The organism is Agrobacterium tumefaciens, assembly GCF_009649785.1.
In the GTDB taxonomy this organism is placed as follows: domain Bacteria; phylum Pseudomonadota; class Alphaproteobacteria; order Rhizobiales; family Rhizobiaceae; genus Agrobacterium; species Agrobacterium tumefaciens.
The window spans coordinates 212,081-227,685 of the sequence record NZ_WJOK01000007.1 but is presented as its reverse complement, the minus strand read 5'-3'; the positions used below and the strand labels follow the sequence as shown (position 1 = coordinate 227,685).

Below are 15,605 nucleotides of genomic sequence, written 5' to 3'. Positions count from 1 at the left end.
CACTTTCAAACCTTCCCCGTTTCCAGAATCTCAGGCGCTTTCCCATGTCCGTTGCCGTTTCCCCGCTCGCTCCGAAATCCTATCCCGACATGCCCGCGCTGCGTGGTGTTCGCATGGCGACGGCTGCCGCCGGCATCAAGTACAAGAACCGGACCGACGTTCTGTTGATGGTGTTCGACAAGCCGGCAAGCGTGGCTGGCGTTTTCACAAAATCGAAATGCCCCTCGGCCCCCGTTGATTTCTGCCGCGCCAATCTCGGCGGTGGCGTGGCGCGCGCCGTGGTGGTCAATTCCGGTAACGCAAACGCCTTTACCGGCGTCAAAGGCAAGGCCGCGACCGAATTGACGGCGAAATCCGCAGCCGCTGCAGTCGGCTGCTCTGAAAATGAAGTGTTTCTGGCATCGACCGGCGTAATCGGCGAGCCGCTTGATGCCACCAAGTTCGCCGGGGTTCTGGGCGACATGCAGGGCATGGCCGAAGCCGATTTCTGGCAGGAAGCCGCCAAGGCAATCATGACGACCGACACTTATCCCAAGGTCGCGACCCGCACGGCCGAAATCGGCGGTGTCGTGGTCACCATCAACGGTATCGCCAAGGGTGCCGGCATGATCGCGCCCGATATGGCGACGATGCTTTCTTTCGTGGTTACGGATGCCGATATTGATCCGGCCGCGCTGCAATCACTGCTTTCCGCCGGTGTCGGCCCGACCTTCAATTCCGTGACTGTTGACAGCGACACCTCCACCTCCGATACGCTGATGTTGTTTGCGACAGGTGCGGCGGCTGAGGACGGTCAGGTCAAGGTGACGCGCACCGATGACGAGCGGCTTTCCTCCTTCCGCGCCGCCTTGAACGATCTCCTGAAAGATCTGGCCCTGCAGGTGGTTCGCGATGGCGAAGGCGCACGCAAGATGGTCGAAGTCACCGTTACCGGCGCGGAAAACGATGTCGCTGCCAAGAAGATCGCCCTTTCGATTGCCAACTCACCGCTGGTGAAGACCGCGGTTGCCGGCGAAGATGCAAATTGGGGTCGCGTCGTCATGGCTGTGGGCAAATCCGGTGAAATGGCCGACCGTGATCGCCTTGCCATCTGGTTCGGCGGCGTGCGCGTTGCCGTCAATGGCGAACGCGATCCGGATTATTCGGAAGCGGAAACCACCGCCGTGATGCGGCTGGAAGACATCCCGGTGAAGGTTGACATCGGTCTCGGTGAGGGCAAGGCCACCGTATGGACGTGCGACCTGACCAAGGAATATGTTGCGATCAACGGCGACTACCGGAGCTGACCGTTGGAGCCGAAGAGAATGCAGGACAATAAAATCGTCAATCTGCCGCTGGTTCGCCGTCTGGAAGCAGTCAGCTTTCGGGCATGGCCGGCCTCGTCGGTGATTTATGACGGTAGCTGGCAAATCCGCCTGACGGGGTCGCATCCATCCAAACGCATCAATTGCGTGGTGCCGCTCGATCCTTCCGATTATGGAAACTGCGCGGTGCGGCTGGAAAAGGCGCGTAAGCGCTTCGAGGATTTCGGCCGTCCGCTGGTGGTGCGCGAAACGACGCTGATGCCGCCGCAGCTCAAGGATTTTCTGGTAAAGGACGGCTGGTCCATGGTTGAGGAGGTCAAGGTCATGACGGCCGATCTCGCTGGCATGGAACTGCCGGAAACGCTGGTCAGCCTGCCGAGCCACGATATTGGCCGTTTTGTCGAGGCGAGCATCAAGGTCAGCGATGGCGACCCGACCCTGCGCCCGGCGATCGCTGAAATCCTCAGTTCGATCAAGCCGACCCTTGGCCTGTTCATCAACGAAGAAGCAGGGGGCAGCGCACTTGCCACCGTTATCTGCGTGCAGGATAACGATCTTGCCGGCATTCTTTCCCTCGATGTCGAGAAGTCGCAGCGGAAAAAGGGCCTCGGCACGCAGCTGCTGGCGTCAGCACTGCGCTGGGCCCGCATCAGCGGCGCCAAAAGCGCCTGGTTGCAGGTCGTCTCCACAAATGCGCCCGCGATTGCACTTTATGAAAAATTCGGCTTCACCGAGGCCTATTCCTATCGCTACTGGCGCAAGGCTGGTGAAGAATGAGCGAAGCGGGCAAAAAAATCCTGCTGGTTGCCGCCTGCGCCCTTCTCGATCAGGACGGCCGTATTCTTCTGGCGCAACGACCTGAGGGCAAGTCGCTTGCCGGCCTGTGGGAATTTCCAGGCGGCAAGGTGGAACAAGGCGAAACACCGGAGGAGACCCTTGTCCGCGAGCTGGACGAGGAGCTGGGTATCAAGACCAAGATAGCCTGCCTTGCGCCGCTGACGTTCGCCAGCCATACCTACGAGACTTTTCACCTGCTGATGCCGCTTTACGTGTGCCGTCGTTATGAAGGCATGGCCCATGGGCGCGAAGGACAGGCAATTAAATGGGTAAAGCCGCAGGCTCTGCGTGATTATCCGATGCCGCCGGCCGACGAGCCGCTCATCCCCTTCCTTCAGGATTTGATTTAAAGCGACCTACCTGGCGGGTTCCATCCCCTCGCGCAGCCTGTTGAAAACATCCCGTAACTCCGCTTTACCGTGCCAAAACGAGGCTGTGTTAACAGATCGTTCAGCACCCTCTGGCAGATTGTTAAGCTAAAGAAGCGGTAAACTGCGCGTATGAGGTTGGCTATGAACGAGGATTTCTGGAAGACGGTGGAAGGTCGTCAGTCTTACTCCAACAAATCCCGTCGCACCGGCGTTCTTAATGTCGCGCTGCTTTTCGGGACGGCTGTGATTGCTCTTTCCTTGATAGTCACCCCCATGCTTGCCGGAAAATCATCAACGCGCGTCGCGCAGTTCTCCGACAATTACGACATGATAAGCACCGGCTCCATCAAGAAGACCGATGCCGGCAAGACCTATTCCATCCGCCGCAGTATAACCCAGCCGATGCCCGAGATGCCCTGTGTCGTGACGGGCTATAGCAGCGAGAGCGGTTGCTGATCGTTTACCATCATCGGTAACGGATTCCTCATGCCCGTGGCATAGTATAAATTCGATTTTAGCAATATATAATGCCGGTTAGCGTAATCACCGGATGGCGGATGGAGAATATCCCGTGCTGCATTGTTTTATTCGTTTCTTTAAAGACGAAAACGGCGCGACCGCAGTCGAATACGGCCTGATCGTCGGCGTTATTTCCGCCACCATCATCGGTGGCGGAGCCACCATCGGCAGCAACATCAATGCTGTATTCCAGTTCCTCGCCGATACTTTTGCCAACATCTGAGGCCTGCGCTACGCCTATCAGGAAAGCTTGACTTCGGTCGTCTTCAAGGCATCGGCAAGGCGCATTTTGGCGGAACCAGGTTTCAGCGGTTTCTGCTGGCTCTCGTGCGGTGCCCAGCCTGAGACATAGATGATGGAAAACGTGGCTCTGATCCGCCCGTCCGGATCGGAATAACGTTCGGCGTAAAGCTCCGCTGCCCGCAGGAAAAAAGCGCGATTGAGCGGTTTTCTGCTGCGGCTTGCCAGCGGATTGGCCATGCCCATGGCGCGCAGATCGCGCATCAGCGGAAAAATCGAGTCGTAACGCACCGTATAAGTTTCCGCGTCGGTGACGGGAAGCGCAAAACCGGCACGCTGCAACAGTGCGCCAACATCGCGCACATCGGCAAAGGGAATGACGCGCGGGCTGGCGCCGCCGGTCAACTCGGCTTCTGCCGTCAACAGCACGTCGCGCAGTTCCTGCAATGTGCCGCTGCCGGGAATGGCTCCGAGAAACAGCCCGTCCGGCTTTAACGCCCGCCTTATCTGGATCAACGCACCGGGGGTGTCGTTGGTGAGGTGGAGGGCAAGCGGGGAAACAATGAGATTGGCGGAGGCTTCTTCGAGCGGCAGATGCTCCATGGAGGCCACCTGCGGCAGATTCCCATCCGTCGCAAAGGAGGTATCCGTCTCGATACGGCGGATGGATTCCACCTTGCCCGTCTCAGTCACACGCCGGGCGGTGATGCCCGTCCCGCCGTGCAGTTCGATTGCGGTCTCGAAACGGCGCTCGACGATGGCGAGCCTGTCGGCAAACTCGTCGGCGGCCATGTCGAGAAGAAACAGGGCCTTGTCGTCACGCCGGTTCCACGCCCGGCGGCGATTTTGTTCGATCAGGGCCTGGTCAAAGAGAATATCCATCGTCGTGCCTGCTCGGCCTGTAGCGCCTTTGGGATCGGCGGGCCGCATCGTTGCTGTCATGCCGCTTCGGGCATTGTTTTTCCGGTCAGAGGCCGAAACATATCTCTCTCGCAAAGGCACCCGTTCGGCGCTAAAGTCAACCTCATGGGCGCTGGTGAAGATTTGTTTTCGGGATTGCTGTCGAAGTCCGCGACGGTTTCGATGGCGGCACGCAGCGTGTTGCACTCGGCCTTCCGCATGGTCTATCCTCCCACTTGCGCAGGGTGTTCCCGCATGACCGGCGGCGAGGGTGCCCTGTGTGCGGATTGCTGGCGGGATGTGGCCTTTATCGATCGGCCTTTTTGCGAGGTTCTGGGTATCCCCTTCGCCCGGGATCACGGCGCGGGTATTGTGAGCGCACAAGCCATCGCCGACCCACCGCCTTTCGACCGTTTGCGTGCTGTTGCCAGCCATGAGGGAACCGCGCGTAAACTCGTACACCGGCTGAAATATCAGGACCGGACCGATCTTGCGCGTTTCATGGCGCTGTGGATGCTGCGGGCAAGCGACGGAACGGTTGATAGCTGCGACTGTATCTTGCCGGTTCCGCTGCATCGCCACCGCTTCTGGCGTCGCCGTTTCAACCAGTCCGCTGAGCTCGCACGGCATCTGGCCAAGGCCACCGGCAAACCGCTGCTTGCCGGCACGCTGTTGCGCGTGAAGCCGACCGAGCGGCAGGTGGGGCTTTCAGCGCTTGCCCGGCAGGACAATGTGCGGGGTGCTTTTGCAATAGCGCCCGGCCGAAAAACCGATGTTTATGGCAAGCGAGTGGTGCTGGTGGATGATGTTTATACCACTGGTGCGACGGTGGGCGCGGCAAGTCGCGTCTTGCGGAAGGCGGGTGCTACGGATGTGACCGTTTTGACCTTTGCAATGGCCATTTCCGGTCCTATATGAAGCCTGAATGAAACGAGGATATCGTGCGTTTCAGCACACGTTTGCGAGGCTTCGAAATACATGGCACCGGTAACGATCTATACACGGGATTTTTGTGGTTATTGCGCGCGCGCCAAGGCGTTGCTGGACAGCAAGGGCGTCGATTACGCCGAATATAACGCGACGACGACGCCGGAGTACCGGCAGGAAATGATCGAGAAATCCGGCGGAACGACCTTCCCGCAAATCTTCATCAACGGCCAGCATATCGGCGGTTGCGACGATCTACATGCACTGGAGCGTGCTGGCAAACTCGACGTTATGCTTGCCGCTTAATCGGCTCGATTTTCGATACGGAGGACGTGATGATTTTCAAGGCTGCCGCCATTCAGATGCGCTCGGGTGTCGATACGGTGAAAAATGCCGCCGATATGGAGCGCCTGGTACGTGTTGCTGCGGCTGCGGGCGCTGTCTATGTTCAGACGCCGGAAATGACCGGCGCTCTCCAGAAGGACAGGCAGGCGCTTCGCGCCCAGCTGCGTGACGACGATGGCGATATCATCGTTGCGACCGCCGCGCGGCTGGCACGCGAACTCGGCATCCATGTCCATGTCGGCTCGACAGCGATTGCCCGCCCGGATGGCAAGATTGCCAATCGCGGTTTTCTGTTTGCGCCTGACGGTTCGCGTATCTGCAGCTATGACAAGATCCATATGTTCGATGTCGATCTCGACAATGGCGAAAGCTGGCGCGAAAGTGCGGCTTACGAACCCGGCGCTGTCGCTCGCGTTGCTGAGTTGCCACTGGGGAAATTCGGCTTTGCGATCTGCTACGATGTGCGCTTCCCGCAGCTTTTCCGGGCGGAGGCACTCGCCGGCGCCGAGGTTCTGACGGTTCCGGCCGCCTTCACCCGCCAGACAGGGGAAGCCCACTGGGAAATTCTGCTGCGTGCCCGCGCCATTGAAAACGGCGCTTTCGTCATTGCCGCCGCACAGGCCGGCCTGCATGAGGACGGGCGGGTCACGTTCGGCCATTCCATCATCATCGACCCCTGGGGCAAGGTGCTGGCAATGGCCGGTGGCGCCGGGGAAGAGATCATTTTCGCAGAGATCGACACGTCTCTCGTGGCTGCCGCGCGCGGGAAAATCCCCAATCTGCGCAATGCCCGCGAGTTCGGACTGGACACGGTTATTCCTGCTGGAGGTGAGGCGGCGTGATCCGTTATGCGTTGGCCTGTGAAAAGGGCCATGAGTTCGAAGGCTGGTTTTCCGGAAGCGACGATTTCGACAATCAGTTGCAGCGCGGCTTCCTGTCCTGCCCGATGTGCAATTCCCCGCAGGTTTCCAAACTTCTGATGGCGCCTTCGGTCTCCACCGCCCGCAAAAAAGACGAACGCCAGACGCTCGCCATGGACGCGGCCAGAAAAGAGGCGCTCGCAAAAATCCGCGAAGCGGTCGCCAATATCCGCGCGAATGCGGAAGATGTCGGCGATAAATTTCCCGAAGAAGCCCGCAAGATCCATTATGGCGAGGCCGACGAACGCGGCATCATCGGCCACGCGTCTGCCCAGGACGCGAAGGCCCTGATTGACGAGGGCATCGAGATTGCACCGTTGCCGGTGCTGCCCGATGATGTGAATTGAGTTTGCCTACGATTTTGATGACGTCCACCACTTAGGGCGACGTCATCCGTCGTTCATGACCGGCGAATTGGGTGCGCTGGCTTTATGCGGGTCTTTTCGCCAGCATCATGTAGTTGACTTCCATGTCCGGCGAGAGGTTCCAGCGGTCCTGCAATACGTTGTAGAAGACGCCGGTACGGTGGACGATATCCATGCCGCTGGCCACCAGCGGCCGTTCAAGCTCATCCGGGCGAACCAGCTTCTCATATTGGTGGGTGCCGCGCGGCAGCCAGCGCAATACGTTTTCGGCGGCGAAGATCGCGAGCGCGCGGGCTTTCAGCGTGCGGTTGATGGTGGCGGCGAACATCAGCCCGCCGGGGCGCACCATTTTCGCGCAGGTGGTGACGAAGAGATCGACATTGGCCACATGCTCGACCACTTCCATGTTGAGGACGACGTCGAAGGTTTCGCCCGCCTCCAGCAACTGTTCGGCGGTCACGGCGCGGTAGTCGACGCTGACACCGCTTTCACGGGCGTGGGTGGAGGCGATGCCGATATTCTTTTCTGAAGGGTCGGCGCCCACCACGTCCGCGCCCATGCGCGCCACGGGTTCGGAAAGCAGGCCGCCGCCGCAGCCGATATCCAGCACACGCAGCCCTTCAAGCGGGCGGTGCGCCTTCGGGTCGCGGCCGAAATTATCGCAGATGCGGTTGCGGATATATTCAAGCCGCACCGGGTTGAATTTGTGCAGCGGCCGGAACTTGCCCGTCGGGCTCCACCATTCCGCAGCCATCGCGGAGAAGCGATCCACTTCGCTCTGGTCGACGGTCGTCTGTGCGGTTTCGCTCATGGTTATGCTCCATATTGCTGTTGCATTGAAGTCGGATGATTGATCCCCGAAGTCAAGACCGGCGGCACATTCCGTCGGCAAATTCCCGGGTGCTTCATTGCCGCAGGTGGAACTGAAACGGGTTGCAATTTGTTTCATGCTGCGTTCATGGAACACGGCGTATTTTCCAGTCATGGCAGTATGTGGAACGCATGCTCGTCCATCGAAATCGATGGACGCCGACAAGGGCAAAGCGGGCTTTTGCTTGAGGAGAAGTAAGTGAAGAAAAAACTGTTTGGCGCAATTGCGCTGGTGGCCATGCTCGCCGCGCCGGCCCTTGCCGAAGCTGCGACTCGCGGCTTTGCCACCGCGAATGTGAATATGCGCTCCGGTCCGAGCACAGCCTATCCGGCCGTGGTCGTGATCCCGGTCGGCGCACCATTGACGGTACATGGCTGCCTGTCCGATACGCCGTGGTGCGACGTCTCTTTCGTCAGCGGTCGTGGTTGGGTCGCCGGTCGTTACATCCAGACGACGTTCAGGCAGAACCGGGTCTACGTTGAGCCGCGTTATTACCGCGATCTCGGCGTTCCCGTGATCACCTTCGAAGCCGGTCGTTATTGGGACCGTTATTATCGTGACCGTGACTTCTACCGCGAGCGTGACCGCTGGCGTCGTCCGCCGCCATCAGGCGGTTACTGGAATGCTGCGCCTCCGCCGCCGCGCGGTGACTGGGAACGCCCGCGTCCGCGCGACGAATGGCGTGATGGCCGCCGGGATGAATGGCGCGATCCGCGTCAGGGCGGTGGACCGAATGATGGCCGCTGGGAGCGCCGTTACGGCGACTGGAACCAGGGTGACAGAAACCGGGGCGATGGAAACCAGGACAGGCCGCGTCGAGATGGTGACCGTCCTCGGTTCGAGGAAGAAAATCGCGACCGCAATCGCGATCGCCAACCAAATCAGGACGAAGGCCAGCGTCGTCCGGAGCGCCGCCAGTGGGATGATCCACGCCGCGCGCCCGCTTCGGAAAACTTTCAGGGCGGTTGCCGGGTCGGTGATCCCGGTTGCGATCCGCGATAAACAGACAAAGCCCGGCGAGATTTCGTCGGGCTTTTCATTTGCCGGTTCAGATTGTCACGAGAGTACTTTTATTTCGCGGTTGCGGCCTTGCGTGCGCGGGCCTTGGATTTTGCGGGGGCTTGTGCCTCCGGCTCCGCAGCAGCGGTCTTCGGCGCTGCTTTCTTGCGCTGGGCAGGCTTGGTCGCCTCCGACGTCTTCAGCAGCGAAAATTCATGCTTTGCCTGTTCCCAATGGTCCGCGTCACGGCCATGAGGATGGCCTTCCTTTTCCCAAAGTGTATAGGCCCGTTTGCTGATCCACTCTTGTTCCGAAACCTGCATGCTCGTCTCCCGTTGCTGTTGACAACGCCTTTGACAAGGCGACATTCCGCTTGGTCCGGCACACGCTCGACAGGAATCAATGCCGGCATTTCAAACTCCATTACATGCCATGATTTTCCGGGCGTCAAGCAAACATGCTGCATTGCGAAAGCGGATTTCAGGCATTTTACGCGGGTGAAAGCGGTTTGAGCGAAAGACGTTCCTGAAGGACAAGATCAACGTTGCGTGATCGCGCCCGGACCTCCAAGATGGGCTGGTGAACGGTAGCGGAGGAGGCGACCTTGGAAGTTGCAACGGAAGCGGAGACGCAGGTCGTCATCGAGAGACGGGTAGGGGCGGGCATCATCCACCTGAACCGTCCGAAAGCCATCAACAGCCTGACGCTGCCGATGGTTCGTGCCATGCTCCAGGCGCTTCACCGTTTCGAGGATGACCCTGACGTTTCCTGCGTGGTGCTGACAGGAGAAGGCGACAGGGGGCTGTGTGCGGGGGGTGACGTTCGCATCATTCACGATCTCGGCAAAGCGGGCGATCCGCAGGTGCTGGATTTCTGGCGCGAAGAGTTTCCGCTGAATTATCACATTGCCCGCTTTGGTAAACCTTATGTCGCGTTGATGGACGGCATCGTCATGGGTGGCGGCGTCGGCATTTCCGCCCATGCCAGCCACCGCATCGTCACCGAGCGGACGAAGCTTGCCATGCCGGAAACCGGTATCGGCTATTTCCCTGACGTCGGCGGTTCCTGGCTTTTGCCCAGAGCGCCGGGCGAATGCGGCACCTGGCTGGGGCTGACAGGCAATGCGGTCTCTGCTGCCGATGCGATCTATGCCGGTTTTGCCGATTATTTCGTCCCTTCTGCGCGCCTTACAGATTTGGTGCAGAATCTATCACAAGCGCTCGATCCTGATGGTGTCGAGGCGGTAATCGGAACTTATACCGTCGAAGCTGGTGAGGGGGGCCTGTCGGCACACCGTGAGATCATCGACGCGGCATTCCGTTTCGACACGGTCGAGGAGATTTTCGCAGCACTTTCGGAGCGTGACGATACGTTTTCGCGCGAGACTCTGGAAATTCTCAAAAAACGCTCCCCTACCAGTCTCAAACTAACCCTGAAGCTGCTGCGTCTGGGGCGGGAAAGCGCCAGCCTCATCGAATGCCTCGAACGGGAATTTGCCGCCGGCACGGAGATATTGCGGGGTCATGATTTTTATGAGGGCGTGCGTGCGGCCCTGGTCGACAAGGACCGCAATCCGCGCTGGCGACCGGCACAGCTGGAAGAGGTGCGTGAAGAAGACCTTCTGCCATATTTTACCAAACATTCCGGTAATCTCTTTCCCGAGCACCGCCTTTAGATTGCGCAACGCAAAAGAAATCCGGCTTGCGGAGATATATGAAATCATCACCTTTTGAATTGCTGTTGCTTGGGTGAAATTTCTAATACGCTTCTGCTTAACGCACGGCTGTTGCTCGCAGGCGTTGTCGCCCCCCGTTATGTTGACGACCATTCGATTTTCCGGGGGTATTCATGAAACGTCTTCTCATCGTCGGCACTGCCATTGCCGCTCTTTTTGCAGGTGCGGCGCAGGCGCAGTCTCCGACCACCATTCTCAACGCCTCCTACGATGTTGCCCGTGAGGTTTTCGCAGCCGAGAACGAGGCTTTCATCAAGCTGCATCCGGGTATCACGGTTGATCAGTCGCACGCCGGCACCTCCAAGCAGGCGCGTGCCATCGTTGAGGGTCTGGAAGCCGATGTCGTCACCTTCAACCAGGTAACGGATGTCGATTTTCTGGTGAAGCAGGGTTTCGTTTCCGCCGACTGGCAGAAGGATTTCGCAAACGACGCCTCGCCGTTCTATTCCTTCCCGTCTTTCCTCGTGCGTGCCGGTAATCCCAAGCACATCAAGGACTGGGACGATCTTGCCCGTGACGACGTGAAGGTGGTTTTCCCCAATCCGAAGACCTCGGGTAACGCCCGTTACACCTATCTCGCCGCCACGGCCTATGCCAAGGAGAAGTTCAACGGCGACGAGAAGAAGGTTCAGGAATTCGTCAAGAAAATCTTCGACAACACCCCTGTTTTCGACACCGGAGGCCGCGCCGCCACCACCACCTTCGTGGAACGTGAAATCGGCGACGTGCTGATCACCTTCGAAGCCGAGACCCGCGGCATTGCCAAGCAATATGGCGCCGACAAGGTTGAAGGCGTGGTGCCTTCCGTCAGCCTGCTCGCCGAATTCCCGGTCGCCGTGGTGGACAAGGTGGTCGACAAGCGCGGCTCGCGCGAGCTGGCGAAGAGCTACCTCGATTTCCTCTATACCGAAGAGGGCCAGCGCATTGCTGCCGAATTCGGCCATCGCGTTCACAACGAAAAGGTTGTCGGCGAGTTCAAGGACAAGTTCCCGGCCGTTCGCCTCGTCAATGTCAATGACGTCTTCGGCGGCTGGAATAAAATCCAGAAAGAGCATTTTGCGTCCGGCGCGACGCTTGATACGCTCTACGGCAGCCGTTAATCACGACGATATGCAACAGGTAAAAGACCCGGCGGGAAACTGCCGGGTCGCTTTATGATGAATTGGGGGCGGGGTTTGAAGCGGAATGTTCTGCCGGGGCTTAAATTGTCCCTCGGCGTTACCCTCACTTACGTCGCCATCATCGTGCTTCTGCCGCTCTCGGCGCTGGTGTTCAAGGCGGCGAGCCTCGGGCCAGCCGAATATTGGGCCATTATCTCTTCGCCGCGCGCTGTTGCGAGCTATCGCGTCACGGTGCTCTGCGCTCTCGCCGCGACCTTGTTCAACGTCGTTTTCGGACTGGCGCTCGCCTGGGTGCTGACGCGTTACCGTTTCCCCGGCTGGCGCCTTGTCGATGCCATTGTCGATCTGCCTTTTGCGCTTCCCACCGCCGTTGCCGGCATTGCGCTGACGACGCTGTTTGCGGGTAACGGCTGGTTCGGCTCGGTGCTTGCGCAATTCGGCATCAAGGTTGCCTATACGCCGCTCGGCATCATGGTGGCGATGGCCTTTACCAGTCTACCCTTCATCGTGCGCACCGTGCAGCCGGTGCTCGAAGACCTCGATCCGGCATTGGAGGAGGCGGCGCAATCGCTCGGCGGTTCCGATCTAGAAATCTTCCGCAAGGTCATCCTGCCGCTTCTGACGCCAGCTCTGCTGGCCGGTCTCTCGCTCTCTTTCGCGCGCAGCCTCGGTGAGTTCGGCGCCATCATTTTCATTGCCGGCAACCAGCCGTTTTCAACGGAAATTACGGCACTGCTGATCTTCATCCGGCTGGAGGAATATGATTATCAGGCCGCCGCCGCCATCGCCTCCGTGCTGCTCATCGCGGCCTTCGTCATGTTGGCGGTGACCAATTACCTGCAGGCGCGTGCGCTTCGTTATACGGTGAGGAGCTGAGACATGAGCGCCATTTCCTCGCATCGCAAGCCACCGCGCGTCGGTGACGCGCCCTGGGTTCGCCGTAGCCTGATCGCTTTTGTGCTCGTCATCGGCGCGTTCCTGGTTGTCGCTCCTCTGACCATCATCGGGGTCGAGGCTTTTTCGCAGGGGTGGAAGGTCTATTCAGCGACCATCACCCACCCCGATACCCGCCACGCCATCATGCTGACGGTGCTGACGGCGCTGATTGCGGTGCCGATCAACACGGCCTTCGGCGTCGCAGCCGCATGGGCGATCACTAAATTCGATTTTCCCGGCCGGCGCTTCCTGCTGGTGCTGATCGAGATACCCTTCTCCATCTCGCCGATCGTCGCCGGTGTCGCCTATCTCTTCGTTTATGGGCTGCAGGGGCTGTTTGGGCCGTTCCTCGATGCGCACAATATCAAGATACTCTTTGCACTACCCGGCATCGTCATCGCGTCGATGTTCGTCACGGCACCCTTCGTGGCGCGCGAGCTGATCCCATTGATGCAGGCGCAGGGCCGCGATCTGGAGGAGGCGGCCACCTCGCTTGGCGCATCCGGCTGGCGCACCTTCTTTTCGGTGACGCTACCGAATATCAAATGGGCACTGCTCTACGGCGTCGTTCTGTGCAACGCCCGCGTCATGGGTGAATTTGGCGCGGTGTCGGTCGTGTCAGGCAATATTCGCGGCCAGACCAACACGCTGCCGCTGCATATCGAGCTGCTTTATCACGATTACCAGACGGCGGGCGCCTTTGCGTCGGCCTCCATCCTCGCTCTGCTCGCTGTCATCACCATCATCGCCAAGGTGGCGCTGGAACGGCGCGGCGCCGGGCGCGGGGCCAAGAAGACCAGCGGCGGTGCCGCCATCGCCACGGAGACCTGATTCCCATGAAAATCCGCCTCGAAAATGTGGTGAAGACTTTCGATACCTTCCGCGCGGTGCGCGATGTTTCGCTCGATATTGAAAGTGGCGAGCTTCTGGCGCTGCTCGGCCCCTCCGGTTCAGGCAAGACGACGATCCTGCGCATGGTCGCCGGTCTCGAATATAGCGATGGCGGCCGCATCTTTTTTGGAGACGAAGACGCCACCAATATTCCGGTGCGCGATCGCGGCGTCGGTTTCGTGTTCCAGCACTACGCACTTTTTCCGCATATGACGCTGCATGAAAACATCGCGTTCGGCATGAAGGTGTCGAAGGTGAAGCGCGACAAGGCCGCGATCGATGCGCGGGTCAGGGAACTGTTGAACTTGGTCAAGCTTGACGGTCTGGGCGACCGGTTCCCGGCGCAGATTTCCGGTGGGCAGCGGCAGCGTGTGGCGCTGGCCCGTGCGCTTTCGGTCGATCCCAAAGTGCTTCTACTGGATGAGCCCTTCGGCGCGCTGGATGCCAATGTGCGCCGCGACCTGCGCCGCTGGCTGCGTGAAATTCACGGCGCGCTGGGCATTACCACGATTTTCGTGACGCATGATCAGGAAGAGGCACTGGATCTCGCTGACCGCGTCGTCATCCTCAATCAGGGCGAGATCGTGCAACAGGGCACGCCGAAGGAAGTCTGCCGCCAGCCGAACAGCGCCTTCGTCATGCGCTTTCTCGGCGATGCCAACCGTGTGTCCGGCGTGGCGCGCGGCGGAAAGGTCTATGTCGGTGACAACGAACTGCCTTTCTCCTACGGTCAGGCAGATGGCGCCGTCGAGATCTATGCCCGTCCCTCCGACCTGGAATGGGAAGATCTGCACGAGGGCATTCCAGCCTCGGTTTCGCGGGTTCTCGACCGGGCAGGCGAGCGGCGGGTGATCGCCAGCACAGATGGCGGCGATCTCCTGGAATTCGACGTGCCGCCGGAAAATGATGTCGCGGCAGGCGATCGCGGTTCCGTCATCATCCGCCGTGCGAAGATTTTCCCGGCGGCTTGAGGGACGCTCTCGCCAGCTTCATATCAGCAGTTCGAAAGAGGCCTCGGCCGCCAGCCTGCCGTTGACCATCAGGTCAACCTTGTGAACACCCGCATAGTGCTTGCGGGTGGTGAAATCACGCATGGCGCGGCTTATCGAGAGCGCGCATGTTTCGCCCGGCTGCAACTCGATTTCTTTCCACTTGAAGACTTTCGCGGAGGCGTCACCGCTCTTTTTCACGTAATGCACGGCATAATCGATCACCAGCTTCTGCGGGCTTTCTGCCGTCGAGGTGAAAGAAGCTGAAATCCGCACCGGATTACCGAGAGCGACCCTTTCAGGAGAAACCTGAAACGCCGAGAGTGCGATCTGAGCCTCCTTATGGGCACCGAAATGGGCGAGCGCGGCAGCGTCACCTTTCTTGACCAGAGTGCGCAAGGCCTGCCGCACGATCCAGCGTGTATGCGGGTTTTCCTTCGGCCATGTGTCGATGAGCGCCAGCACGAAAGCGGGATTGTCCTTGGTGATGTCGTTCAGATGATTGGCGACGGATTTGCGCACGTAAAGCGCCTCGTCAGCTTTCATGGCATCAAGGATCGCGGTGACCGGTGAGGGATCATCGATCAGGGCTTTGAGCTGGAACGACCAAGGCAGGCGCGGCCGGCAGCCTTCGCTCGCCAGCCTCCGCACATGCTCGTTGTCATGTTGCGACCATGTTTCCATCACGGCAAGTGTTCGGGCCAGATCCCTTTGCAGGAAATGGCGGATGGCAAATTCCGAGGAGCCGAAACGGGTGAAATATTGCAGCGCCTGCATGGAAAGATCGAAATCGTCGAGACCGTAAAGCGCCACATATTCTGGCAGCGAAATGGATGCGAAACCGTTGCCTATTCCGGGTGCTGCGGCTGTCAGAATTTCGATGTTGCGGGCATAGTCGCCGGGAAGCGTGGCGTGCAGGCTGGTCGCCACCTGCCGCATGCGCTGCATGATGCCCAGCGCTTCGAGATTTGTCGTGGCAAGCGCCATGAAGGCGGGAACATCGAAAGGCGCATGAACGGCTTTGGTCTGATCGGCGATGTGTCGCAGTTTTTCGTGGTTGAAGATTTCCTTCAACGCGGGTGCCGCTGTCTCGCTCATAGTACCTCTCTAAGTTCACTTTTTGTTCTTTTAGGGCATGATGAGGACGGAGGCAAGGGAGGTGGTACTACCGAAGAAAAGACATAGCAGATCTTGCTTCTTCACAGATTGACGAAGGTCTTTCACTCCGTCATTCCGGGCTTGACCCGGCATCCGGCCACTGGGCGCCTGCGCGGTGAATAGTCTTTTGCGGTCAATGACTTGATCGCGCTGGACCCCGGATCTAGTCCGGGGTGA

At 59.4% G+C, this 15,605-nt stretch carries 19 protein-coding genes; 15 read left to right on the top strand and 4 right to left on the bottom strand.

Annotated elements, in window-relative coordinates; genetic code table 11:
• The first annotated feature begins 44 nt into the window (after nucleotides 1–44).
• The 5 genes from argJ to GH784_RS10035 all read left to right on the top strand — a co-directional run bounded on the left by argJ (nucleotide 45) and on the right by GH784_RS10035 (nucleotide 3,254).
• Nucleotides 45–1,286, top strand: a complete 1,242-nt coding sequence (gene argJ, locus GH784_RS10055; RefSeq protein ID WP_065704349.1) for a bifunctional glutamate N-acetyltransferase/amino-acid acetyltransferase ArgJ — start codon at nucleotides 45–47, stop codon at nucleotides 1,284–1,286.
• An 18-nt stretch (nucleotides 1,287–1,304) separates the two neighbouring features.
• On the top strand, nucleotides 1,305–2,081 hold the full coding sequence (locus GH784_RS10050) for a GNAT family N-acetyltransferase (RefSeq protein ID WP_013761724.1): 777 nt from the start codon (nucleotides 1,305–1,307) through the stop codon (nucleotides 2,079–2,081).
• The gene (gene mutT, locus GH784_RS10045) at nucleotides 2,078–2,491 is read left to right on the top strand and encodes an 8-oxo-dGTP diphosphatase MutT (RefSeq protein ID WP_065704347.1); all 414 of its coding nucleotides are present in this window, start codon (nucleotides 2,078–2,080) and stop codon (nucleotides 2,489–2,491) included. Before GH784_RS10050 ends, mutT begins: the two co-directional genes overlap by 4 nt.
• A 162-nt stretch (nucleotides 2,492–2,653) precedes the next feature.
• Complete coding sequence (locus GH784_RS10040; RefSeq protein ID WP_003511234.1) at nucleotides 2,654–2,968, top strand: hypothetical protein; 315 nt, start codon at nucleotides 2,654–2,656, stop codon at nucleotides 2,966–2,968.
• 94 nt (nucleotides 2,969–3,062) lie between these two features.
• Nucleotides 3,063–3,254, top strand: a complete 192-nt coding sequence (locus tag GH784_RS10035; RefSeq protein WP_153793397.1) for a Flp family type IVb pilin — start codon at nucleotides 3,063–3,065, stop codon at nucleotides 3,252–3,254.
• Nucleotides 3,255–3,271: 17 nt separating this feature from the next.
• Here GH784_RS10035 and GH784_RS10030 read toward each other — a convergent pair whose 3' ends face one another.
• The gene (locus tag GH784_RS10030; protein ID WP_065704534.1) at nucleotides 3,272–4,153 is read right to left on the bottom strand and encodes a methyltransferase domain-containing protein; all 882 of its coding nucleotides are present in this window, start codon (nucleotides 4,151–4,153) and stop codon (nucleotides 3,272–3,274) included.
• Nucleotides 4,154–4,354: 201 nt separating this feature from the next.
• Here GH784_RS10030 and GH784_RS10025 point away from each other — a divergent pair, with 201 nt between their 5' ends.
• Genes GH784_RS10025 through GH784_RS10010 form a run of 4 tightly spaced genes read left to right on the top strand, consistent with a single transcriptional unit; the run spans nucleotide 4,355 to nucleotide 6,710 of the window.
• Nucleotides 4,355–5,089 carry a ComF family protein gene (locus GH784_RS10025; protein ID WP_376909369.1) on the top strand — a complete coding sequence of 245 codons (735 nt, stop codon included), beginning with the start codon at nucleotides 4,355–4,357 and terminating at the stop codon, nucleotides 5,087–5,089.
• 60 nt (nucleotides 5,090–5,149) lie between these two features.
• Entirely contained in the window at nucleotides 5,150–5,404 is a 255-nt protein-coding gene (grxC, locus tag GH784_RS10020) for a glutaredoxin 3 (RefSeq protein WP_003511229.1), read from the top strand.
• A gap of 29 nt (nucleotides 5,405–5,433) precedes the next feature.
• On the top strand, nucleotides 5,434–6,285 hold the full coding sequence (locus GH784_RS10015) for a carbon-nitrogen hydrolase family protein (RefSeq protein ID WP_003511228.1): 852 nt from the start codon (nucleotides 5,434–5,436) through the stop codon (nucleotides 6,283–6,285).
• On the top strand, nucleotides 6,282–6,710 hold the full coding sequence (locus GH784_RS10010) for a DUF1178 family protein (protein WP_065704342.1): 429 nt from the start codon (nucleotides 6,282–6,284) through the stop codon (nucleotides 6,708–6,710). The genes GH784_RS10015 and GH784_RS10010 overlap by 4 nt, the downstream gene beginning before the upstream one ends.
• 82 nt (nucleotides 6,711–6,792) lie before the next feature.
• Here GH784_RS10010 and ubiG read toward each other — a convergent pair whose 3' ends face one another.
• Nucleotides 6,793–7,539: a bifunctional 2-polyprenyl-6-hydroxyphenol methylase/3-demethylubiquinol 3-O-methyltransferase UbiG gene (ubiG, locus tag GH784_RS10005; RefSeq protein WP_026330704.1), complete on the bottom strand. Its 747-nt coding sequence runs from the start codon at nucleotides 7,537–7,539 to the stop codon at nucleotides 6,793–6,795.
• Nucleotides 7,540–7,797: 258 nt separating this feature from the next.
• Here ubiG and GH784_RS10000 point away from each other — a divergent pair, with 258 nt between their 5' ends.
• Nucleotides 7,798–8,601, top strand: coding sequence for an SH3 domain-containing protein (locus GH784_RS10000; protein ID WP_003511225.1), 804 nt, complete (start codon nucleotides 7,798–7,800; stop codon nucleotides 8,599–8,601).
• Between the two features lie 68 nt (nucleotides 8,602–8,669).
• Here GH784_RS10000 and GH784_RS09995 read toward each other — a convergent pair whose 3' ends face one another.
• On the bottom strand, nucleotides 8,670–8,921 hold the full coding sequence (locus tag GH784_RS09995; protein WP_065704340.1) for a DUF2934 domain-containing protein: 252 nt from the start codon (nucleotides 8,919–8,921) through the stop codon (nucleotides 8,670–8,672).
• A 281-nt stretch (nucleotides 8,922–9,202) separates the two neighbouring features.
• On the opposite strand from GH784_RS09995, the gene GH784_RS09990 reads away from it, so the two are divergent.
• The 5 genes from GH784_RS09990 to GH784_RS09970 all read left to right on the top strand — a co-directional run bounded on the left by GH784_RS09990 (nucleotide 9,203) and on the right by GH784_RS09970 (nucleotide 14,252).
• Complete coding sequence (locus tag GH784_RS09990; RefSeq protein ID WP_065704338.1) at nucleotides 9,203–10,273, top strand: enoyl-CoA hydratase/isomerase family protein; 1,071 nt, start codon at nucleotides 9,203–9,205, stop codon at nucleotides 10,271–10,273.
• Between the two features lie 173 nt (nucleotides 10,274–10,446).
• Nucleotides 10,447–11,433, top strand: coding sequence for a thiosulfate ABC transporter substrate-binding protein CysP (gene cysP, locus GH784_RS09985; protein ID WP_153793396.1), 987 nt, complete (start codon nucleotides 10,447–10,449; stop codon nucleotides 11,431–11,433).
• A 54-nt stretch (nucleotides 11,434–11,487) separates the two neighbouring features.
• A complete protein-coding gene (cysT, locus tag GH784_RS09980) occupies nucleotides 11,488–12,330 on the top strand; it encodes a sulfate ABC transporter permease subunit CysT (RefSeq protein WP_083211639.1) in 843 nt (280 codons plus the stop codon).
• A 3-nt stretch (nucleotides 12,331–12,333) separates the two neighbouring features.
• Complete coding sequence (cysW, locus tag GH784_RS09975; protein WP_065704334.1) at nucleotides 12,334–13,221, top strand: sulfate ABC transporter permease subunit CysW; 888 nt, start codon at nucleotides 12,334–12,336, stop codon at nucleotides 13,219–13,221.
• A gap of 5 nt (nucleotides 13,222–13,226) precedes the next feature.
• On the top strand, nucleotides 13,227–14,252 hold the full coding sequence (locus GH784_RS09970; protein ID WP_003511215.1) for a sulfate/molybdate ABC transporter ATP-binding protein: 1,026 nt from the start codon (nucleotides 13,227–13,229) through the stop codon (nucleotides 14,250–14,252).
• Nucleotides 14,253–14,270: 18 nt separating this feature from the next.
• Here GH784_RS09970 and GH784_RS09965 read toward each other — a convergent pair whose 3' ends face one another.
• Entirely contained in the window at nucleotides 14,271–15,368 is a 1,098-nt protein-coding gene (locus tag GH784_RS09965) for a DNA alkylation repair protein (RefSeq protein WP_065704332.1), read from the bottom strand.
• Between the last annotated feature and the right edge of the window lie 237 nt (nucleotides 15,369–15,605).